Origin of the sequence: Microbacterium nymphoidis, assembly GCF_021044885.1 — a bacterium.
GTDB classification, from domain to species: domain Bacteria; phylum Actinomycetota; class Actinomycetes; order Actinomycetales; family Microbacteriaceae; genus Microbacterium; species Microbacterium nymphoidis.
This window is the reverse complement of sequence record NZ_JAJNOD010000002.1, coordinates 240,362-259,377: the sequence shown is the minus strand read 5'-3', so window position 1 is coordinate 259,377 and position 19,016 is coordinate 240,362. Positions and strand designations below refer to the sequence as shown.

At 68.6% G+C, this 19,016-nt stretch carries 22 protein-coding genes; 11 read left to right on the top strand and 11 right to left on the bottom strand.

All coding sequences use genetic code 11. The features are described from left to right. Positions 1-106 precede the first annotated feature (106 nt). The 5 genes from LQ566_RS10460 to LQ566_RS10440 all read left to right on the top strand — a co-directional run bounded on the left by LQ566_RS10460 (position 107) and on the right by LQ566_RS10440 (position 4,396). Positions 107-1,270, top strand: a complete 1,164-nt coding sequence (locus tag LQ566_RS10460; RefSeq protein WP_231091627.1) for an ABC transporter substrate-binding protein — start codon at positions 107-109, stop codon at positions 1,268-1,270. Next, positions 1,267-2,187, top strand: coding sequence for an ABC transporter permease (locus LQ566_RS10455; RefSeq protein ID WP_231091626.1), 921 nt, complete (start codon positions 1,267-1,269; stop codon positions 2,185-2,187). The genes LQ566_RS10460 and LQ566_RS10455 overlap by 4 nt, the downstream gene beginning before the upstream one ends. Continuing rightward, positions 2,184-2,993: an ABC transporter permease gene (locus LQ566_RS10450; protein WP_231091624.1), complete on the top strand. Its 810-nt coding sequence runs from the start codon at positions 2,184-2,186 to the stop codon at positions 2,991-2,993. Before LQ566_RS10455 ends, LQ566_RS10450 begins: the two co-directional genes overlap by 4 nt. Further along, complete coding sequence (locus LQ566_RS10445) at positions 2,990-4,090, top strand: ABC transporter ATP-binding protein (RefSeq protein WP_231091622.1); 1,101 nt, start codon at positions 2,990-2,992, stop codon at positions 4,088-4,090. Before LQ566_RS10450 ends, LQ566_RS10445 begins: the two co-directional genes overlap by 4 nt. 123 nt (positions 4,091-4,213) lie before the next feature. Beyond that, a complete protein-coding gene (locus tag LQ566_RS10440; RefSeq protein WP_231091621.1) occupies positions 4,214-4,396 on the top strand; it encodes a YegP family protein in 183 nt (60 codons plus the stop codon). Positions 4,397-4,472: 76 nt separating this feature from the next. Here the strand turns inward: LQ566_RS10440 and LQ566_RS10435 are convergent, their stop codons facing one another. The 7 genes from LQ566_RS10435 to LQ566_RS10405 form a co-directional block, all read right to left on the bottom strand. Further along, complete coding sequence (locus tag LQ566_RS10435) at positions 4,473-4,772, bottom strand: Dabb family protein (protein ID WP_231091620.1); 300 nt, start codon at positions 4,770-4,772, stop codon at positions 4,473-4,475. Positions 4,773-4,790: 18 nt separating this feature from the next. Continuing rightward, the gene (locus LQ566_RS10430) at positions 4,791-5,063 is read right to left on the bottom strand and encodes a glutaredoxin family protein (protein WP_231091619.1); all 273 of its coding nucleotides are present in this window, start codon (positions 5,061-5,063) and stop codon (positions 4,791-4,793) included. Positions 5,064-5,123: 60 nt separating this feature from the next. Next, a complete protein-coding gene (locus tag LQ566_RS10425; RefSeq protein WP_231091618.1) occupies positions 5,124-5,414 on the bottom strand; it encodes a rhodanese-like domain-containing protein in 291 nt (96 codons plus the stop codon). Next, positions 5,401-7,104, bottom strand: a complete 1,704-nt coding sequence (locus LQ566_RS10420; protein WP_231091617.1) for an FAD-dependent oxidoreductase — start codon at positions 7,102-7,104, stop codon at positions 5,401-5,403. The genes LQ566_RS10425 and LQ566_RS10420 overlap by 14 nt, the downstream gene beginning before the upstream one ends. A gap of 85 nt (positions 7,105-7,189) precedes the next feature. Then, positions 7,190-7,288 (bottom strand): 30S ribosomal protein bS22, encoded by a 99-nt coding sequence (locus tag LQ566_RS10415; RefSeq protein ID WP_003792170.1) that lies wholly within the window; start codon positions 7,286-7,288, stop codon positions 7,190-7,192. A 106-nt stretch (positions 7,289-7,394) separates the two neighbouring features. Then, the gene (locus LQ566_RS10410; protein WP_231091616.1) at positions 7,395-7,586 is read right to left on the bottom strand and encodes a helix-turn-helix domain-containing protein; all 192 of its coding nucleotides are present in this window, start codon (positions 7,584-7,586) and stop codon (positions 7,395-7,397) included. A gap of 379 nt (positions 7,587-7,965) precedes the next feature. Then, positions 7,966-8,367: an ArsR/SmtB family transcription factor gene (locus LQ566_RS10405; protein WP_231091615.1), complete on the bottom strand. Its 402-nt coding sequence runs from the start codon at positions 8,365-8,367 to the stop codon at positions 7,966-7,968. A 69-nt stretch (positions 8,368-8,436) separates the two neighbouring features. Between LQ566_RS10405 and LQ566_RS10400 the strand changes: the two genes are divergently transcribed. Both LQ566_RS10400 and LQ566_RS10395 read left to right on the top strand, forming a co-directional pair. Beyond that, entirely contained in the window at positions 8,437-9,879 is a 1,443-nt protein-coding gene (locus tag LQ566_RS10400; protein ID WP_372459798.1) for a TrkH family potassium uptake protein, read from the top strand. Then, positions 9,872-10,543, top strand: a complete 672-nt coding sequence (locus LQ566_RS10395) for a potassium channel family protein (protein WP_231091613.1) — start codon at positions 9,872-9,874, stop codon at positions 10,541-10,543. Before LQ566_RS10400 ends, LQ566_RS10395 begins: the two co-directional genes overlap by 8 nt. A 12-nt stretch (positions 10,544-10,555) precedes the next feature. On the opposite strand, the gene proC is transcribed toward LQ566_RS10395, so the two are convergent. Further along, positions 10,556-11,392 (bottom strand): pyrroline-5-carboxylate reductase, encoded by an 837-nt coding sequence (gene proC, locus LQ566_RS10390; RefSeq protein WP_231091612.1) that lies wholly within the window; start codon positions 11,390-11,392, stop codon positions 10,556-10,558. A 224-nt stretch (positions 11,393-11,616) separates the two neighbouring features. On the opposite strand from proC, the gene LQ566_RS10385 reads away from it, so the two are divergent. The 4 genes from LQ566_RS10385 to upp all read left to right on the top strand — a co-directional run bounded on the left by LQ566_RS10385 (position 11,617) and on the right by upp (position 14,894). Further along, on the top strand, positions 11,617-12,720 hold the full coding sequence (locus LQ566_RS10385; RefSeq protein ID WP_231091611.1) for an alpha/beta fold hydrolase: 1,104 nt from the start codon (positions 11,617-11,619) through the stop codon (positions 12,718-12,720). Between the two features lie 80 nt (positions 12,721-12,800). After that, positions 12,801-13,730 carry a DUF808 domain-containing protein gene (locus LQ566_RS10380; protein WP_231091610.1) on the top strand — a complete coding sequence of 310 codons (930 nt, stop codon included), beginning with the start codon at positions 12,801-12,803 and terminating at the stop codon, positions 13,728-13,730. Between the two features lies 1 nt (position 13,731). After that, complete coding sequence (locus LQ566_RS10375) at positions 13,732-14,193, top strand: nucleoside deaminase (protein ID WP_231091609.1); 462 nt, start codon at positions 13,732-13,734, stop codon at positions 14,191-14,193. Between the two features lie 68 nt (positions 14,194-14,261). Then, the gene (upp, locus tag LQ566_RS10370) at positions 14,262-14,894 is read left to right on the top strand and encodes a uracil phosphoribosyltransferase (RefSeq protein WP_231091608.1); all 633 of its coding nucleotides are present in this window, start codon (positions 14,262-14,264) and stop codon (positions 14,892-14,894) included. A gap of 69 nt (positions 14,895-14,963) precedes the next feature. On the opposite strand, the gene LQ566_RS10365 is transcribed toward upp, so the two are convergent. From LQ566_RS10365 to LQ566_RS10355, 3 genes are all read right to left on the bottom strand, one after another. Continuing rightward, a complete protein-coding gene (locus LQ566_RS10365; protein WP_231091607.1) occupies positions 14,964-15,140 on the bottom strand; it encodes a PspC domain-containing protein in 177 nt (58 codons plus the stop codon). Between the two features lie 83 nt (positions 15,141-15,223). Then, positions 15,224-18,736, bottom strand: a complete 3,513-nt coding sequence (locus tag LQ566_RS10360) for a TM0106 family RecB-like putative nuclease (RefSeq protein ID WP_231091606.1) — start codon at positions 18,734-18,736, stop codon at positions 15,224-15,226. A gap of 54 nt (positions 18,737-18,790) precedes the next feature. Continuing rightward, positions 18,791-18,967, bottom strand: coding sequence for a hypothetical protein (locus tag LQ566_RS10355; protein ID WP_231091605.1), 177 nt, complete (start codon positions 18,965-18,967; stop codon positions 18,791-18,793). Positions 18,968-19,016 lie beyond the last annotated feature (49 nt).

Genomic DNA, 19,016 nt, shown 5'->3' with positions numbered 1-19,016 from the left:
AACCAGCGCATCACCCTCCGTTCACCTCACGGACGATTCACCGCAAGGCGCGATGCATAACGTCATCGAGGCCCTGCCGCCGGCCGGGCCTCGAGAGGACACAGCAATGACCCGAACCATTCGTCCGTTCCGCCGCCTCGCCGTGGGCGCAGCCGTCGCCGGAATCGCCGCCCTCACCCTGTCGGCGTGCTCGACCGGCACCGCCGACGCTGCGGGCACCGCGGCCGCCGGAGAGACCGGCTCGTCATCCGTCGACGCCGCCACCGCGACCAGCCTCAGCGATTTCGGCACCCTGGCCGACCTGGAGGCCGCCGCGAAGAAGGAGGGCAAGCTCAACGTCATCGCCCTGCCGCGCGACTGGGCCAACTACGGCGAGATCATCGACGCGTTCACGGCGAAGTACCCGGAGATCACCGTCACCGAGCAGTCGCCCGATGTCTCCTCCGCCGAGGAGATCACCGCCGCCAAGACCAACAAGGGCCTGGACACCGCGCCCGACGTCTTCGACCTGGGCCTGACGGTCGCGCTGCAGAACACCGACCAGTTCGCCGCCTACAAGGTGCAGACGTGGGACGAGATCCCCGAGGCGCTCAAGGAGTCGACCGGCCTGTTCGTCGGCGACTACGGCGGATACATGTCTGTGGGCTACGACTCGAAGAAGTTCCCGGCCCCGGCTGCGATCACCGACCCCCTGAAGAGCGAGTACAAGGGTGCGGTGGCCCTCAACGGCGACCCGACGCAGGCGGGTGCCGCGTTCGGTGCCGTGGGTCTCGCCACCGTCCAGAACGGCGGAAGCCTCGACGACTACAGCGCGGGCATCGACTTCTTCTCGAAACTGAACTCCGCGGGCAACCTCCTCAAGGTGGATGTCACGACCGCGACCGTCACCTCGGGCGAGACGCCCGTCGTCTTCGACTGGGACTACCTCAACGCGGCCCACACGAAGGACAACAAGGACTGGAAGGTGGTCGTCTTCCCCGGTAACGGCTACGCGGCCTACTACAACCAGGCCATCAACGTCGACGCCCCCAACCCCGCCGCAGCCCGCCTGTGGCAGGAGTTCCTCTACAGCGACGAGGTGCAGAACCTCTGGCTGAAGGGCGGCGCACGCCCGGTGCGCATGGAGGCCATGACGAAGGCCGGAACCATCGACGCCGACCTCGCAGCCAAGCTGCCGGAGGCGCCGAAGGAAACGCTCGTTCCCACCGAGGAGCAGAGCAAGGCGGCCGGCACCCTGCTCGGTGAGAAGTGGGCGGCAGCGGTTCAGTGACCTCCCCCGCCGTCTCCCACGGCACCGTTCCCGCCGGCTCGGGGCTTCGCGCTCCGGGCCGGCGGGTTCGCCGTTCGTCCCTCGCGGGCCTCGGGCTCGCGCCGTTCCTGATCTACGTGGCGCTCTTCCTCGTGGTGCCCACCATCATCGCGATCGGCTCCGGCCTGTTCGCGAAGGACGGCTCGTTCTCGCTGGCGTCCTTCGCCGCGCTCGGCGACCCCGTGATCCTCGCCACCTTCTGGAACTCCACGTGGCTGTCGCTGCTCACCGCCGTCGTCGGCGCGATCGTCGGCGCCCTCGTCTGCTACGCGCTGCTGGGGCTGTCACCCACCGGTTTCGTGCGCACCACGGTCGATGCCGCGTGCGGTGTGCTGGCGCAGTTCGGCGGTGTGATGCTGGCGTTCGCGATGATCGCCACCATCGGAATCCAGGGCGTCCTCACCCGCTTCCTCCGCGACGCGCTGGGCATCGACATCTTCGCCGATGGCGCGTGGATCTACGCCCTCCCGGGCCTCATCCCCGCGTACCTGTACTTCCAGGTGCCCCTCATGGTGATCACCTTCATGCCCGCCGTCGCCGCGTTGCGCGCATCCTGGGCGGAGGCCAACCTCACGCTGGGCGGCACCCGCGCCGGGTTCTGGCTGCACGTGGGCCTGCCGGTGCTCGCCCCATCGTTCCTGGCCAGCACACTGCTGCTGTTCGCCAACGCGTTCTCGTCCTACGCGACGGCCGCGGCGCTCGCCAGCCAGGGATCGCAGATCGTGCCGCTGCAGATCCGCACCGCGCTGACCAGCGAGACGCTGCTCGGCCGCGAGAACCTGGCGGGCGTGCTCGCGTTCGGGATGATCGTGGTGATCGGTGTGGTGATGTGCGCATACGCGCTCGTGCAGCGACGAGCGGCGAGGTGGCAACGATGAGCCGCGCGCCCGGGGACATCGGGCCCACGCTTGCCACCCGCTGGATCATCGGCACCCTGGTGGGCGTGATCTTCGCGATCCCGCTGGTGTCCACCCTGCTGTACACGCTGCAGGATGCCGACGGCGCGCTCACGCTCGATCACTGGGTCAGCCTCTTCAGCGCCGCCAACCCGTCCGTGATCAAGCCGCTGACGGCGGGGCTCGGCAACTCGCTGGTCCTCGCCGTGGTCACCGTGGTGATCGTGATCGTGCTGCTGGCACCGACGATGATCCTTGTCAATCTGCGATTCCCGGGGATGAAGGCCGTCTTCGAGTTCATCGCGCTGCTGCCCATCTCCATCCCCGCCATCGTGGTGGTCGTGGGCCTCACGCCGATCTACCTGCAGATCGGACGCACGCTCGGCACCGGGGCGTGGACGCTCGCGTTCGCGTACGGAGTGACGGTGCTGCCTTTCGCGTACCGCTCGATTCAGGCATCGATCGACGCCGTTGACCTGCGGACGCTGACCGAGGCCTCACGTTCTCTCGGCGCGAACTGGCCCACCGTGTTCGTCACCGTGCTCGTGCCAAACCTTCGCTCGGGGCTGCTGGCCGCATCGCTGATCTCCATCGCCGTGGTGCTCGGAGAGTTCACGATCGCCTCCCTCCTCAACCGTCAGGTGCTGCAGACCGCTCTCGTGGTGGTCGGCAAGATCGACCCGTACGCTTCGGCGATCTTCACGCTGCTGGCGCTCACCTTCTGCTTCCTCCTCCTGCTCGCGCTGGGCTTCGCCGCCCGCGGGCGCTCACGAAAGGCGCGGTCATGACAGACGCTCCGCTGAATCTCCCGCCCACCGGCGACAACCTGCTGCTCGCGGACGCCGGCACCGGCACTCGTGTCGATCTGGTGGACGTGGTGAAGGACTACGGCAGCACCCGGGTGCTGCACGGACTGGATCTGCGCATCCGACCGGGTGAGTTCGTCTCGCTGCTGGGGCCATCGGGCTGCGGCAAGACCACGGCGTTGCGCGTGCTCGCCGGGCTCGAAGACGCCTCCGGCGGCTCGGTGCTGATGGACGGTGTCGACGTGTCCGCCGTCCCCGTGAACAAGCGCGACATCGGCATGGTCTTCCAGGCGTACTCGCTGTTCCCGCACCTGCGGGTGCGGGAGAACACCGCCTACGGTCTGCGCCGGCGCAAGATCGCGCGCGCCGAGGCGCTGCAGCGGGCACAGGACGCGCTGGAGCTCGTCGGGCTGGGCGGATTCGCGGACCGGTACCCGCACCAGCTCTCGGGCGGCCAGCAGCAGCGCGTGGCCCTTGCCCGTGCACTCGTCACCGCTCCGCGCGTCCTCCTGCTGGACGAACCCCTCTCCGCCCTGGATGCCAAGGTACGGGTGCAGTTGCGCGACGAAATCCGCCGGCTGCAGCTGCGTCTCGGGATCACCACCGTGTTCGTGACGCATGATCAGGAGGAGGCGCTGGCCGTCTCCGACCGGATCGCCGTGATGAACTCCGGCCGCATCGAGCAGATCGGTACCCCGGAGGAGCTGTACTCCGCGCCGGCAACGGCGTTCACGGCAGCGTTCGTCGGGCTCTCCAGCATCGTTCCGGCCGCAGCCGACGGCGCTCGTGCCCGGGTGTGGGGCCGGGAGCTCACCCTCGTAGAGCCGGCGAGCGGGGCGGTCGAGGTGTTCCTCCGTCCGGAGCACCTCTCACTGGTAGCGGCCGGTTCCGGCGATGTGCAGGGCGTGGTGCAGGAGAGCACCTTCCTCGGCAGCATCCGTCGCACCCTGGTGCGCACGGACACCGGTGAGCTGATCCGTGTGCAGCACGACGCCGCGCTCCGCCCCGAGTTCGGGGAGGCCGTGGGCGTGCGGCTGTCCGATCACCCGGTCACCAGCCGACCGCTCGCACCGGCCTGACCCGCACCGTTCATTCGCTGTCACGTTACCCGCGGGCTCTTCCTCCGCACCGGTCCGCAGCGCTATGTTCCCTTCAACGCACGCCCGGATCTGCGGACGGTGCCCGACCCCAGGAGGTTCCCCATGGCAGGAAAGTTCGAGCTCTACCAAGACAAGGCCGGCGAGTGGCGCTTCCGCCTCAAGGCCAGCAACGGCGAGGTGATCGCCAGCGGCCAGGGCTACGCCTCGAAGTCCGGCGCACAGGGCGGCATCGAATCAGTCCGTCGCAATGCCGCAGACGCCGAGGTGGTCGAGCTCGAGGCCTGATCCGCCTCAGCGGGACGAAGGGCCCTGCTGACGTTCATCGTCGGCAGGGCCCTTCGTCGTGCGCGGCGGGTGCGGATCAGACCTCGAAGTCGACCGCGACGCGTCCGGACACCACGCTGCGTACGTAGGCGACGACCTCCTGATGGGCCGGATGCGTCTGGTATCGCTCCAGGGCCTCCCGGTCCGCGAAGTCGGCGACCAGGGCCACGTCCCAGTTCTGCTCGTAGAGCGCCTCCGCGCCGGCCGAGATCGACAGGATCTCGGGGATGACGCCGTCGAGCGCGAGCAGCCGATCGGCGATGCCGCGGGCGTGCTCAGCCTTCAGCGCGGCGTCATCCGCTGCGACCTGCCAGGCGACGATGTGACGGATGGTCATGGATCCTCCGAGTGCGTATCAGGAGTGGGTGCGGTCAGCGGCGATGAGCGCTGACTGCAGACGGTCTGCGGCCACACGCCAGTGCGCGTGGAGCGAGTCGTCGATCAGCACCACGGGGATCTTCTCCCACCACAGCTCATAGAGCGCCGGGTCGTCGAGAATCGACTTCTCGACCACCTCGACGCGATCGGCGACGTCCTCCGGAAGCTCCGAGAGGACCCGCTCGACGACTCCCTGAGCCACATCACAGAGGTGGCACTCCGGCTTGCCGATGATGGTGAGAGTGGTCACCGTCTCATCCTATGCCGATGCGGGCATACGGGATCCGCCGGCCGTCGAAGGTGTGGACGATCAGTGCTCGACGGGCTTGCCCATCGCGATCCAGGCGCCGGTGCCGCCGTCGATGTTCGTGGCGTCGTGGCCCTGGGCTTCGAGGTACTCCACGACGCGAGCCGACCGTCCGCCCGCCTGGCAGATCACATCGAAGGCACCGGAGGGGAGCTCATCCAGTCGCCCGGTGATCTCCGACATCGGGATGTTGACGGCACCCGGCACGTGACCGGCCGCGAACTCGTCGGTCTCGCGCACGTCGATGAGCGGCAGACCGCGACCCTCGAGTTCGGTGATGTCAATGCTCTTCATGGCTGAGGATGCCCTTTCCGTGGAAGGCGAGGAGCGTCTGCATCCCGCCGGAGAGTGTCGCGGAGTCGAACCCGGCCGCCACGAGCTGGCGATGGGCGAGATACGAGCGTACGCCCGACGCGCAGTGGATGCGGACCGGGCGCCCGCCGGCCGCTTCTCGCACTTCGTCGATGCGATCGCGCAGTTCGGTGTGCGGGACGTGCAGAGACCCGGCGAGGAAGCCGCGAGCGCGTTCGTCGGCGCGCCGGACGTCGAGGATCAGGGTGGCTTGTCGAGCCGCGTCGAGCTCCCACGGGTACCACAGCACCGTGGTGCCCGTGAGCACGTTGTCCCCGACGAGGCCCGCCATCGTGATGGGGTCCTTCGCGCTGCCGTACGGCGGAGCATAGGCGAGGTCCAGGTCGATCAGGTCGCTGACGTGCAGCCCGGCCCGGATCGCGGTGGCCAGCACGTCGATGCGCTTGTCGATGCCATCGCGTCCCACCGCCTGGGCGCCGAGAAGGGTTCCGGCGGCGATCCGGTGGTCGCCCACCGCGAAGTGGACCACGAGATGCACCGGCTCCGAGCCCGGGAAGTAGCCCGCGTGCGATCCGGCGTGCAGGTGCAGCGTGTGGTGCTCGATGCCTGCGGCCTGGAGCTCGGCCCGGGTGCGGCCGGTCATCGCCACCGCCTGCCCGAACACGCGCACGATGGAGGTCTGCAGCGGCGTCGGCTGCGGACGTGCTCCCGAGCCGCCAAGCATGGCATCGGCGATGAGACGCCCGTTGCGGTTGGCGGGACCGGCCAGTGCAGCAACCAGATCTCCGCCCGTGAGCGGATCGGCGACACTTGTCGCGTCACCGGCGGCCCAGATGCCGGGAACCGAGGTGGCACCGTGCGCGTCGACGGCGATGAAGCCGGCGGGGGTGAGCGGCACCGCGCCGTCCAGGAAATCCGTGTCGGGACGGGTTCCCGCGGCAACCAGCACGGTGCGCGCCGAAAGCCGGGCTCCGTCGCTCAGGACGACGTCGGCCTGATCGCCCTGGTCTTCGATCGCCACGACGGTGACTCCCGAGTGCACGGACACGCCCCCGCGCTGCAGTTCGCCGGTCACCAGGCTCGCCAGCTCCGGCTCCAGCCTGCTGAGCACGTGGGGACCGCGCTGGATCACGTGCACCTCGTCGCCGCGCAGCCGGAAGGCCTCCGCCGCCTCCAGGCCGATGTACCCGCCGCCCACGACAACGACCGGCCCGGTGCCGGCACGCTCGCGAAGCGCAACGGCGTCCTCCACCGTGCGAAGCAGAGAAACCTGCGGAGCATCGACCCCGGCGATCTCCGGCATCAGCGAGGCCGCACCGGGTGCCAGCATCAGCCGGTCGTAGTGCTCGACGCTCTCCCCCGCCGCCGAGCGCACGGTGATCGTTCGGGCACCGGCATCGACAGCGACGACGTCGTGCCCGACACGCACGTCGATGTCGAGCGCGTCGCGCAGCGATTGCGGCGTCTGCACGAGCAGGGCGTCGCGCTGCTCGATCTCACCCGACACGTAGTAGGGCAGCCCGCAATTGGCGAAGCTCGGATGCTGGCCGCGCTCGAACACCACGATCTCGGCGCTCTCATCCAGGCGCCGGGCACGCGCGGCGAAGCTCATGCCTGCCGCCACGCCGCCCACCACGAGGATGCGCAGTGTCGGCTGTGCTGACTGGTCCATTCGTCCTCCGTGATCGTTCGGGGAGAAACACGAAGCGCCCGTCCGAAGACAGGCGCTCGGTGTCAGGCCCGCCGGGCCTTGCCGCTCACTTCTTGTTGCGGCGCTGGTGGCGAGTCTTGCGAAGCAGCTTGCGGTGCTTCTTCTTCGCCATGCGCTTGCGGCGCTTCTTGATGACAGAACCCACGGAAACCTCACTAGATCGGGGCTGGGCGAACACGTGCGTTCACCCGGGAACGGGCAGATGAAAAATTGCCTCGCGACAGTCTACAGGATGCCGGGAGTCGACTCGTTCAGCCCACGTCCGAGATGGGCCGTTGCAGCAGCTGAGCCACCGCGGACTCGGGCACACGGTAGGAGCGGCCGAACCGAACGGCCGGCAGCTCACCGGCGTGCACCATGCGGTACACGGTCATCTTCGACACGCGCGCGAGCTCGGCGACCTCTGCCACCGTGAGGAAGCGCACATCAGAGTAATCGGACACGAAACCCCTCCTTCCGAACCTGCACAGCCTATGGCTTTCCTGAGAAGGATGTAAACATCCGAGTCCAGCGTGACTCCTGTGACCGGTGTGGTTTCTGCGAACTGTGATCACAACCAGAGATCCTCAGCGGACGCATAGGGCCCTCTGCGCCGCATTTCAGACCGGTGTCGTTTACTGGGTGTCATCGGGGCTCGCAGAAGCTCTCGATGACCGGACGGGTGCGACGTTCTCCCCCTTTCACCGCACCAATCCGGTCCGATCGCGGAGACACGGGACTGAATCCGCGGCATCGAGTGCGAGCCTCGCGGTTGTCGGGACCGATGCGACGGGCGGGTGAGCTGAGCTCCCCGCCCGTCGCCATGTCCGCGGTCGGAACCGATCAGCGAGACGGGCGCTTGCGGAACGTCGAAGTCACCGCGTGCGTGATGGCCGCGGCCGTGCGTCCCACGAAGTCGGCGGCGTGCACCGCACCCTCCGGGAGGGCAGCCACGACCTGGTCGTCGTGGGCGTCGATGAACGGCATCAGCCAGTCCTCGATCTCCTCCATCGGCACGATGTCGAGGCTGTAGAAGCGGTGCTGGCCCTCCTCGCGGACGGTGACGAGCCCCGCGTCGCGCAGCACCTTCAGGTGCTTCGAGACGGTCGGTTGGCTGATCCCGAGGTCCGCGACGATCTGGGAGACGCTCGTCCCGTCGTATCCGGGGGCGTCGGATCGGTCCAGCAACAGCCGGAGAATCTCTCTCCTGGTGCTGTCGGCGATCACGTCGAAGATGTCGGCCATGTGTTTAGGGTAGTCAGGACCAGACCGGAGTACCATGACGGACGGCCGGAATCGGGAAGAGGGAGCCAGATGCCACGCGTGTCCGCACGTCGGCTGATACCTCAGGAGCCGGGATCATGGATCCAGCGACTGGGAGTGAAGCTGCGCGACACCACCACGGAATCGCCCGCTCGATTCGCCGTCGTGATCTTCGTCTCGCTCATCGCGCTGTTCACCGTGCTGTTCTCCCTGCCGGCGGCCAGTGCCACCGGCCAGCGGACCTCGCTCGCCGACGCGCTCTTCACCGCCGTGTCGACGATCTGCGTGACGGGACTCGCGACCGTCGACATGGACTCGCACTGGTCGCCCTTCGGCAATGCGCTGGTGTTCATCGGCGTCCAGGTGGGAGCCCTCGGCGTACTGACGCTGGCGTCGATCCTCGGTCTGGTGATCTCCAAGCGCCTCGGCCTGCGGGCGAAGCTGATCGCAGCGGGCGACAGCAACCCGCTGCGCGTGCACGGCGGTCCGGTGAACGAGGGACAGACCGTGCGTCTGGGAGAGGTCGGCTCGCTGCTGCTGACCGTCGCGATCTCGACGCTCATCATCGAGGTGAGCCTCGCGATCATCCTGTACCCGCTGCTGGTGATCGCGGGCGTCGATCCCCTGATCGCCCTCTGGGAGGCGCCGTACTACGGCGCGATGGCGTTCACCAACACCGGCTTCACACCCAACGCCGGCGGCCTCACCCCGTTCGCCGACGACCACGCGATCCTGTTCGTGCTGATGCTGGGAGTCTTCCTCGGATCGATCGGCTTCCCCGTCATCTTCACGCTCGCCAAGCAGCGCTGGCATTACCGCAAGTGGTCGCTGCACGCGAAGCTCACCCTCATCACCACGGTGATCCTGTTCTTCGCCGGCGCCGCGATGTTCCTGATCCTGGAATACGACAACCCCGCCACATTCGGGTCGATGGACGCCGGCAACACCACGTTCCAGGCGTTCTTCATGTCCGCGATGACGCGCTCCGGCGGCTTCTCCGTGGTGGATCCAGGCGAACTGCACGGATCGTCGCTGCTCGTCGCATCGATGCTGATGTTCGTCGGCGGAGGTTCGGCCTCCACCGCCGGCGGCATCAAGGTGACGACCCTCGCCGTGCTCGCCCTCGCCGTGTTCTCCGAGGCGAAGGGACGCCCGAGCGTGCAGGCCTTCGGGCGCAGGATCCCCTCGGACGTGCAGCGGGTGGCGCTGTCGGTCGTGGCGTGGGGCGCGACCATCGTGGCCGCCTCCACGATCATCCTGACCCAGATCACGAAGGCGCCCGTCGAGCACGTCCTGTTCGACGTGATCTCCGGATTCGCCACCGTGGGACTTTCCACGGGTATCGCGGAGAACCTGCCGGATGCCGGCGTGTACGTGCTGGCGGCCACCATGTTCATGGGCCGCGTTGGTACAGTGACTCTCGCCGCGGCGGTCGCCGCCTCATCGAAGACGCAGCTGTACTCGCTGCCCGTGGAAAGGCCCATCGTTGGTTGAACGGATCCGGAGCGATGCTCCCGTCCTCGTGATCGGCCTCGGCCGCTTCGGCGCCGCGTGCGCCGGCGAACTGGACCGGCTGGATCGCGAAGTGCTCGCCATCGACGACAACCTCGAACTGGTGCAGAAGTGGTCCGAGCGCGTCACGCACGCCGTGCAGACGGATGCCCGAAACCTCGAGGCGCTGAAGCAGATCGGCGCGCAGGACTTCCAGGTGGCCGTGGTGGCGGTGGGCTCATCCATCGAGGCATCCGTGCTGATCACCGCGAACCTCGTAGACCTCAAGGTGCCGCAGATCTGGGCGAAGGCCGTCTCCCAGGCGCACGGCAAGATCCTCGCCCGCGTCGGTGCGAACCACGTGATCTACCCGGAGCGCGAGGCCGGAGAGCGCGTCGCGCACCTGGTCTCGGGCCGCATGCTGGACTTCATCCGCTTCGACGACGACTTCGTGCTGGCGAAGATGTATCCGCCCCGTTTCATCCGTGGCGTGCCCCTGATGGAGTCGGGTGTCCGCAGCAAGTACAACGTGACCGTGGTCGGGGTGAAGAGCCCCGGCAAGCCGTTCCGCTACGCGGAGGCCGCCACGGTGGTGACCAACCACGACCTGATCATCGTGTCGGGCACCAACTCGGACATCGAGCGGTTCGCGGGGCTCGACCGCTGACGCGGCCGCCGCTCACGCTCCGGCCGCGAGCTCCTTCGCACGCGCCAGCGCGGCGTCCGTGGCACGGACGAACACCTCGTCGAGGCGCGCCTCCTGCAGGACCCCCACGGCGCGTTCGGTGGTGCCCTTCGGGCTGGTCACGCGCCGGCGAAGCTCCGCGGGATCCTCGCCGCTCGCGTCGAGCAGTGCCGCCGCCCCGATGAAGGTCTGCTCGGCCATGACACGGGCATCGGCCTGACTGAACCCCTTGCCGACCGCGGCCTTCGTGAACTCCTCGATGAGCAGGAAGACGTACGCGGGTCCGGATCCGGAGATCGTCGACAGAGGGTCGATTCCCGCTTCGTCGGTCTCGATGACCGTGCCGACGTACTCGAACAGCCGGCGTACGGCGGCGACGTCCTGGGCCGAGGCGTGGGCGTTCGCGGCGATGCCGGTGACGGCCTTGCCAACCACCGCGGGGGTGTTCGGCATGGCGCGGAGGATGCGACGGGTGCCTCCAAGCGCCTGTTCCATGGTGGCGATCGTGGTGCCTGCCGCGAGGCTCACCACCACGGCGTCGGGATCCAGATCGTCGGCGATCTCGCGCAGGAGGTCGGCCACCATGGCCGGCTTGACGCCGATCACGACGATCTGCGCACCGCGTGCGGCGGTCCGGTTCCCGTCAGGCTGGTCCGCGAGCGCGATGGAGTGCACCCCGTCGAGTTCGGCAAGCGCTGCGGCCTTGTCCGCCGTGCGGTTCGTCACGCTGATCCCGCGGACGCCCCCGGCGACGAGGCCCTGCAGGATCGCACCGCCCATCGAGCCTGCTCCGAGGATCGCGATGGACGGGGACGGAACCGGTGCGCTCATGCCGCCATCCTACGTCGGAGCAGCGGGCGAGGACCGGCCCGCGTCCCGTCACGATGTCGCATTCCTGGGCCGGTCTCCGAGCCGGCGACGATACGTCTCCCGCCCCGCGGACGAGGTTGAGCTCGCGACCCGCAGCCGATGCACCCCGCCCGTCCAGGTGGCGTGCTTATCATCAGAGAACCGATGGCAAACGCGCAGCGAAGCGCGGCGAGCAAAGGATGATCATGACGCTCTTCGACGGAATCACAGCCCGAGTGGTGCAGACGCCCCGCCTGGCCGTCGGAGTGCTCGAGCGCGCCGGGGACTCGCCGGATGCACCAGCGGACCGGACGATCGTCTTCGTGCACAACGTGGTCGGCTCCGCGGAGATGTGGCAGAAGACGATGCTCGCCCTCCCCCGCGATCTCCGGCTCATCGCCGTGGACCTGCGCGGCCACGGCCGCTCCGAACGCCTCGGCGTGGATGCGACACGCGGTGTCCGCGACTTCGCCGATGACCTTCACGATGCTCTCCAGGCGCTGCAGCTCGGCGCCGTGCACCTGGTGGGCTGGGGTCTGGGCGGCGGTGTCGTCCTGCAGTACGCGCTCGATCACCCGGTGCTGTCGCTGACGCTGGAATCCCCGGTCTCCCCGTATGGTTTCGGGGGCACCCGCCGCGACGGCTCGCTCCTCACAGAGGACGCCGCCGGGACGGGAGCGGGCGTGGCCGATCCCGACTTCGTCGCCCGGATCGCCGAGGAGGACGAGACGGCGGAGGTGGCCACGTCACCGCGGTCCGTGTTCCGCTCGGTCTTCCTCGCCACCGGCTACGTCTCGCGCAACGAGGACGTCTGGGTCGAGTCGATGCTCACCACGGCGGTGGGCGATGACGCGTTCCCCGGCGCCACGAGCCCGTCGTCCTCATGGCCCGGATTCGCACCGGGCACCACGGGCGTGCTCAATGCGCTGTCTCCGCGGTACTTCGACGTCTCCGCCATCGTCGATCTGCCGCACAAGCCCCCGATCCTGTGGGTGCACGGCGGACGCGACATCATCATCTCAGACGAATCCGCCTTCGACACCAACGTGCGAGGACGCAACGGTGACATCGACGGCTGGCCGGGCGAGGATGCCGCCCCCGCACAGCCGATGGTGACGCAGACCAAGGACGTGCTCGACGCGTACTCGGCCGCGGGTGGTCACGTCCTCGACGCGCTCTTCCCCGCCGTGGGCCACTGCCCGCACCTGGAGGAGCCGGAGGACTTCCGCGCCGCACTGCTGTCGCGCATCGACTACGTCCCGGTGGGCGGGCCTCCCACCGAGGTCATCGTCCTGAAGTCGGCGGACTGATCGCTCTCACCACCGCCGACGTGGGTGACCGATAGAATCGCTGGGTCGCCGGACGATCACACGGCGTTCGAGGGGGATTCATGTCCGTTGGTCTGCTGGCAGTCGTCGATGACATCCTGAGCGCGGCGCTGAAGGCGTCAGCGAAGTCCGCGGGAGTCGTGATCGACGACGCCGCGGTCACCCCGCAGTACGTGCAGGGCATCACGCCCGCCCGTGAGCTGCCCGTGGTGGGAAAGATCGCGCTGGGCTCGATCGCGAACAAGTTCGTGATCATCATCCCAATCGCGCTGGTGCTGACCCAGTTCGCCCCGTGGATCCTGCCCTGGCTGCTGATCATCGGTGGGACGTTCCTGTGCTTCGAAGGCGCGGAGAAGGTGCTGGAGTGGTTCGGTGTGGGCCACCATGGCGACGAGGAAGCCGAAGACCGCAACGAGAACAAGCTGGTGTGGGGCGCCATCCGCACCGACCTCATCCTGTCCACCGAGATCATGCTGATCTCGCTGTCGAACCTGCCTGAGCACCTCGGTTTCTGGATGGAGCTGGCCGCCCTCGTGGTCATCGCACTCCTGATGACGGGCGTCGTGTACGGCGCCGTTGCGCTCCTGGTCAAGCTCGATGACATCGGCCTGCGGATGGTCCGCAGCGACGAGAAGCGCGTGCGTCACACCGGAACGCGCATCGTCCGCTCGATGCCGGCCGTGTTCCGCGTCATCAGCGTCATCGGCACGGTGGCGATGCTGTGGGTGGGAGGTCACCTCGTGATCGCCAACCTGGGCGAGGTCGGCTTCCACCCGCCGGCGGATCTGCTCCACCTCGTCGAGCACGCCCTGGCTCCGCTCGGCGGCGTGATCGTGTGGATCGCGGACACCGCCATCTCCGCCGTTGCGGGGCTCGTGATCGGTCTGATCGTGGTGGCCGTGGTCATGCTGGTGCGTCGCATCGCGGGGCGGGGATCGTCCATCCCCTCGGCCGGTGAGAACCCGGATCTGGCTCGCACATCCGGGCACTGACATGCTCACGACCCCGGCAGAGGACGCCGCGATGGCCCGGGCGCTGGGCCTCGCGGCCGAGGCGGGCGCGGCCGGCGAGATCCCGGTGGGCGCCGTGGTGCTGGGCCGCGACGGCGACGTGCTGGGCCTCGGACGAAATGACCGCGAGGAGACGGCCGATCCCACCGGCCATGCGGAGGTCGTCGCGATGCGCGCGGCGGCCCGCACGATCGGATCCTGGAACCTCCAGGACACCACGCTGGTGGTCACGATGGAGCCGTGCGTGATGTGCGCCGGCGCCGCGCTGCAGGCGCGTGTCTCACGGGTCATCTTCGGCGCGTGGGATGACAAGGCGGGTGCGGCCGGCTCGGTCTACGACGTGCTGCGCGACCGCCGTCTTCCAGTCCGTGCCGAAGTGGTCGGCGGCGTCCGCGAGGCCGATGCGGTCGCGCTGCTGCAGGAGTTCTTCCGCGGCCGTCGCTGAGCACCCGCGCGTTCTCGCGCACGACGACCGCACAGCGTGGGACCGTTCGAGCGGATATTCTGTACCTCATGCGTGTTCACGTCGCCGATCACCCCTTGATCACCCACAAGCTCACGGTGCTGCGTGACAAGAACACGCCGTCGCCCGTGTTCCGTCAGCTCACCAGCGAGCTGATGACGCTGCTGGCCTACGAGGCCACACGGAACGTCCGGGTCACGCCGTACGAGATCCAGACCCCGGTCACCACGACCACGGGTGTGCGCATCTCGGAGCCGCGTCCGCTCATCGTGCCGATCCTCCGCGCCGGTCTCGGCATGCTCGAGGGCATGACTACGATGATCCCGACCGCAGAGGTCGGCTTCCTCGGCATGGCACGCAACGAGGAGACCCTGGAGCCGCAGACCTACGCGGAGCGGCTGCCCGAGGACCTAAGCGCGCGCCAGTGCTTCGTGCTGGATCCGATGCTGGCGACGGGCGGCTCGCTCGGTGCCGCCATCGACTTCCTGTTCCAGCGCGGTGCGCAGGACGTGACCGCGGTGTGCATCCTGGGCGCCCCGGAGGGCGTTGCGGCGATCGAGAAGCAGGTGGCGGGCCGTGATGTCACGCTGGTGCTGGGTGCGCTGGATGAGCGTCTCGACGAGCACGGCTACATCGTCCCGGGCCTCGGCGATGCGGGCGATCGCCTGTACGGCACGGTCTGATCCCGGATTTCTTGCACGAATCGCCCCGCTGTCTGAGCGGGGCGATTCGCGTTTCGGGATGTGTCCGCGTCACTCGGAGGGGATCAGCGCCCAGGCGACGAGGTAGGCGATGAGGGAGACTCCGAGCAGGACGGTGAGCACGCGCACGAGCGTCACATCGAGGTTGAAGTGCTCGGCGACGCCAAGGCAGACGCCTCCGACCCATCGGCCGTCGCGGGGTCGGCGAAGCGGTGTGTTGATCGACATATCAGCAGGTTAGGCCCAACCGAACCGGCACGCGCCTCAGTGGTGCCGCCGCGGCAGCGGTTCGCGCCGCTGAGCCGTCGGTGTCACTCGCCGGCAGGCTCAGCACCGACCATGCGGGTGAACGCGGAGAGCCGGGCCACGCCCGCCGGTGTGCGAGGCAGATCATCGAGCAGGCCGGGCGCGTACAGGACGTACGCGGCGACCTGTGCGCGGGAGATGGCCACGTTGAGGCGGTTCTCCAGCAGGAGGAACTCCAGGCCACGCGGAGCTTCACGTGCGCTCGACGCAGCCAGGGAGACGACCGCCACCGCCGCTTCCTGTCCCTGGAACTTGTCCACCGTGCCGACCGGGGTCTCGGCGAAACCCGCAGCGACGAGCGCCTCGCGCACGGTCTGCTGCTGGGCGTTGTACGGGGTGACCACGATGATGTCGGACGCCTCGAGCGGACGCACAGCGGCGCCCTCACCGGGATCGAAATCCCGCCCGATCAGGTCCTGCACCAGGTCCACCACGCGCGCGGCCTCGGCGTCGCTGTGCGAGGTATTGCCGCGATGATCGACGGTGAGGGCGTGCACGCCGGGCTCGATGCCCTCGATCGTGCGCTCGAGAGCTGCGGCGGCTGCGGTGAGCTTGCCCTCATAGGACAGCGCGGAGACCACGTCGGCGACCTCGGGGCGCATGCGCCAGGTGTGTTCGAGGAAGTAGCCGAACTCCGGCCGGATGACGTCGTCGCCGTCCATCACCCAGCCGAGTGCCGAGGTGTCCACGGGCTCGGGATGCGTTCCCTGGCTCACCTGTGGCAGCTGCTGTGGGTCGCCCAGCAGCAGGAGATCGCGCGCCGCCACGGAGGTGGCGATGGTGTTGGCGAGGGAGTACTGGCCCGCCTCGTCGATGACGAGCAGATCCAGGCTTCCGGGCGGCACCCGACGACCGTTGCAGAAGTCCCACGCGGTGCCGCCGATCACGAACCCCTCCCGATCGAATTCCTCCCGGAACTGTGCGATGCGGTCGCGCGGCACTGGCGTGAAGCGCTCGTCCTCGGCGTCTTTGTCGGCGCTCGCCTTGCCCACCCGCTCGATCGGAAGCCCCGCCTGCACCACGCGGGTCAGCAGGTTCTCCACCACGGCGTGCGATTGTGCCACCACGCCGATGCGATAGCCGTGATCTGCAACGAGACGGGCGATCACGTGCGAGCCGACGAAGGTCTTCCCGGTGCCGGGAGGACCCTGCACGGCCACGTAGCTGGAGTCGAGGTCACGGATGCTCGCGACGATAGCGGCGACGTCGTCTCCGGTGGACGGTGTGAGCCGCCCTGACCGAGTGCGCGGCGGCCGGCGCAGCAGCACATCGGTGGCGGCATCGCGCGGCAGAGCGGGCGCGGTGCGCAGCACGCCGTCGGCCCAGAGGTCGATGCGCTCCTGGATGTTCTTCGTCGACGGCGGTGGGCCGGGGACCACGGCGATCGGCGCGCGCTCCCACTCCACCTCGGGCATCCCGCGCTCGGCGACCAGGAGGCCGTCGTCGCGGACCTCGATGATGCGCGCCGGCACCGGAACGTTGATCCAGCGGGAGGACTTCAGCGCAGGGAACGGGACGGGGCGTTCATAGATCGTGAAGACCTCGGAGCCATCGCGCAGACTCGAGCCCGGGGCGATCTCACCACGCAGCATGACCTCGCGCTGGGGCGAGTGGGCTCGCTCCGGCAGATACCAGGGCTGGGCGACGAAGGAGCGAGCGGGATCCACGGTGAGCACGTCTCGTCCCTGGTTCCAGCTGGAGAGCGGTTCGCGCAGGCGCAGGTAGTGCCCCGCCCAGAAGGCGCGGCTCTCCCGCGGGTGGTAGTCGATGGCAGCTGCCGCCAGCCGCAACGCGGTCTCCTCGGCCGTGCGCTCCGTTCCCGGGGTGCGTGCGGCGAGTGCTTCGGCGTCATGCAGCAGCGCGGTGGAGCGTTCCGAGGGGTGGTAGGCGTTGGTCTCCGCTTCGATCTGCTGGCCCGGCTCCACTCCCGCCTCGGCGGCGCGGGCGCGCAACCAGTCCCGCAGGCGCCGAGTGGACACGCAGTCGTACCGGTTGTAGTCGGCCAGATCGTCGAGGATGTCCTGCGCCGCTGCGGTGTGGCCGTCTGCCGCGAGAGCGCGCGCCTCGACGTACCGCTCGATCGACTCGTCACCCTTCTGCACTTCGGCAGTGCGCACCTCGTCACCCATGTAGAGCGGTTCGAGCTTCTTGATGGAGTAGGAACGGGACCCCACTCGCACGGCGCGCTTGACGATCGGATACAGATCCACGAACACGCCCTCTGCGAGGAGGCGATCCACCTCGGCCTCACCGAACCCATGACGGGCGGCCATGGCCGCCAGGTGCGTGGGCTCGTACGGAGCGTAGTGGTAGATGTGCATCTGGGGGTGCTGTGAACGAAGCAGCGAGACCGTCCGCAGGAACGTCTCCAGCGCCGCCCGCTCGGCGGCGAAGTCGTGCGCCCAGATGGCCGAGTATGTCTCTGCGTCATCGACCCAGCCGAACAGGTAATCGAGCCCCCAGTGCTCACCAGCGCCCTCGGTGTACAGGGGGTCGCCTTCGAAGTCGAAGAACATGTCGCCGGGATCCGCCGGCGGCAGGATGGCCAGCGCTGAGGGAAGGATCACCTCGTAGGTGGGAACCGGGTGGGCCGGTGCGTCCTCCCCCACCACCGGCACTCCGGCGGGGCTGGCCAGCTGAAGCTGCGCCTGGATCCGCAGCGCGTGGAACACGTCGGCCGCGATGTCGTCGGGGGTGTGCTCGGCCCCGGCGAGATCGTCGATGGTGACGATGCCCGCGGCCCGGAGCCGGCGGCGCTGCTGCGGACGCATGCCCGCCACGAGCAGCAGATCCCGGTGGGCGACGGACTCGGACTCGCAGGTGGCGCAGCGGCCGCAGGCGATGAGGCCCAGCTCGCCGCGCTCATCCGCCCACGCCACCGCCTCGACCGCTGTGCCTGCGGCCACCTGGCGATCCGCGATCAGGGCCCGCAGCCGCTCGCGGCGAAGGCGGAAGACGGGACGGATGTCCTCGATGCGGTGCGTGCTGATCTCGCCGGTGCCGAGGATGAGCTCGACGGTGGGCGCGACGGGGATGCCCTCGGCCTCCAGGCGGTCGACGTAGGCGACCAGCTGCATCAGCGCCGTCACGCGCGCTGTGCGGGCGAGCTTGGTGTCCTGGACGAGCCAGCCGTCCGGGGTGCGCACGATGAAGTCCGCGAACCCGATGAAGTCGGGGGCGGTGAACGCGCCCTGGTAGACCACCTGCGCGTCCGTCCCGCGCAGCGCGTCGAGCGTACGCGCGAAGGCCGCATCGCGATCCTCCGCACCGCCCTGGCTGACGTCCTCGATCTCGACCACAGCGCCGGGGAAACGACGGTGGTAGTCCGCCAGAACGCGCTTCTCGTGCGCCAGGCCGAGCTCGATGGCACGACGCATCATGGCGTCTTCCGGTTCCTCGATGGCCTCGATGCGCCCAAGCTTCGCGTCGATGCCGCGCACCCAGGCGAATTCGCAGTCGGCAGCCTTCTTCAGATCGGTCGCACTCCAGATGACCCGGCCGCCATCAGCAATTCGCATGTTTCCTCCTGCCCACGACGCTATCGCGGGGTTCGGACATCGGCCCGCGTGCGGTCAGCCGTCGCGGCGCGCGGTGATCGTGCGGATCACGCCGTAGACCACGACCGCGACGATCGCCACGATGGCGATCTTCGCGATCAGCCAGGCGAGGGAGAACAACGCGTTCACGAGGAACCAGGCGATCACGACCGCCACGATCACGGTGATCCAGGTTCCGAGCGAAGACTTCATGCACTCACCGTATCGCCCGTTCCCGAGCGCTTGCCCACACCGGCGGGCA

Coding starts and splice junctions, on each gene's coding strand:
- LQ566_RS10460 (WP_231091627.1), top strand. CDS start 107: ATGACCCGAACCATTCGTCCGTTCCGCCGCCTCGCCGTGGGCGCAGCC.
- LQ566_RS10450 (WP_231091624.1), top strand. CDS start 2,184: ATGAGCCGCGCGCCCGGGGACATCGGGCCCACGCTTGCCACCCGCTGG.
- LQ566_RS10445 (WP_231091622.1), top strand. CDS start 2,990: ATGACAGACGCTCCGCTGAATCTCCCGCCCACCGGCGACAACCTGCTG.
- LQ566_RS10440 (WP_231091621.1), top strand. CDS start 4,214: ATGGCAGGAAAGTTCGAGCTCTACCAAGACAAGGCCGGCGAGTGGCGC.
- LQ566_RS10435 (WP_231091620.1), bottom strand. CDS start 4,772: ATGACCATCCGTCACATCGTCGCCTGGCAGGTCGCAGCGGATGACGCC.
- LQ566_RS10425 (WP_231091618.1), bottom strand. CDS start 5,414: ATGAAGAGCATTGACATCACCGAACTCGAGGGTCGCGGTCTGCCGCTC.
- LQ566_RS10420 (WP_231091617.1), bottom strand. CDS start 7,104: ATGGACCAGTCAGCACAGCCGACACTGCGCATCCTCGTGGTGGGCGGC.
- LQ566_RS10405 (WP_231091615.1), bottom strand. CDS start 8,367: ATGGCCGACATCTTCGACGTGATCGCCGACAGCACCAGGAGAGAGATT.
- LQ566_RS10400 (WP_372459798.1), top strand. CDS start 8,437: ATGCCACGCGTGTCCGCACGTCGGCTGATACCTCAGGAGCCGGGATCA.
- proC (WP_231091612.1), bottom strand. CDS start 11,392: ATGAGCGCACCGGTTCCGTCCCCGTCCATCGCGATCCTCGGAGCAGGC.
- LQ566_RS10385 (WP_231091611.1), top strand. CDS start 11,617: ATGACGCTCTTCGACGGAATCACAGCCCGAGTGGTGCAGACGCCCCGC.
- LQ566_RS10380 (WP_231091610.1), top strand. CDS start 12,801: ATGTCCGTTGGTCTGCTGGCAGTCGTCGATGACATCCTGAGCGCGGCG.
- LQ566_RS10375 (WP_231091609.1), top strand. CDS start 13,732: ATGCTCACGACCCCGGCAGAGGACGCCGCGATGGCCCGGGCGCTGGGC.
- upp (WP_231091608.1), top strand. CDS start 14,262: ATGCGTGTTCACGTCGCCGATCACCCCTTGATCACCCACAAGCTCACG.
- LQ566_RS10365 (WP_231091607.1), bottom strand. CDS start 15,140: ATGTCGATCAACACACCGCTTCGCCGACCCCGCGACGGCCGATGGGTC.
- LQ566_RS10360 (WP_231091606.1), bottom strand. CDS start 18,736: ATGCGAATTGCTGATGGCGGCCGGGTCATCTGGAGTGCGACCGATCTG.
- LQ566_RS10355 (WP_231091605.1), bottom strand. CDS start 18,967: ATGAAGTCTTCGCTCGGAACCTGGATCACCGTGATCGTGGCGGTCGTG.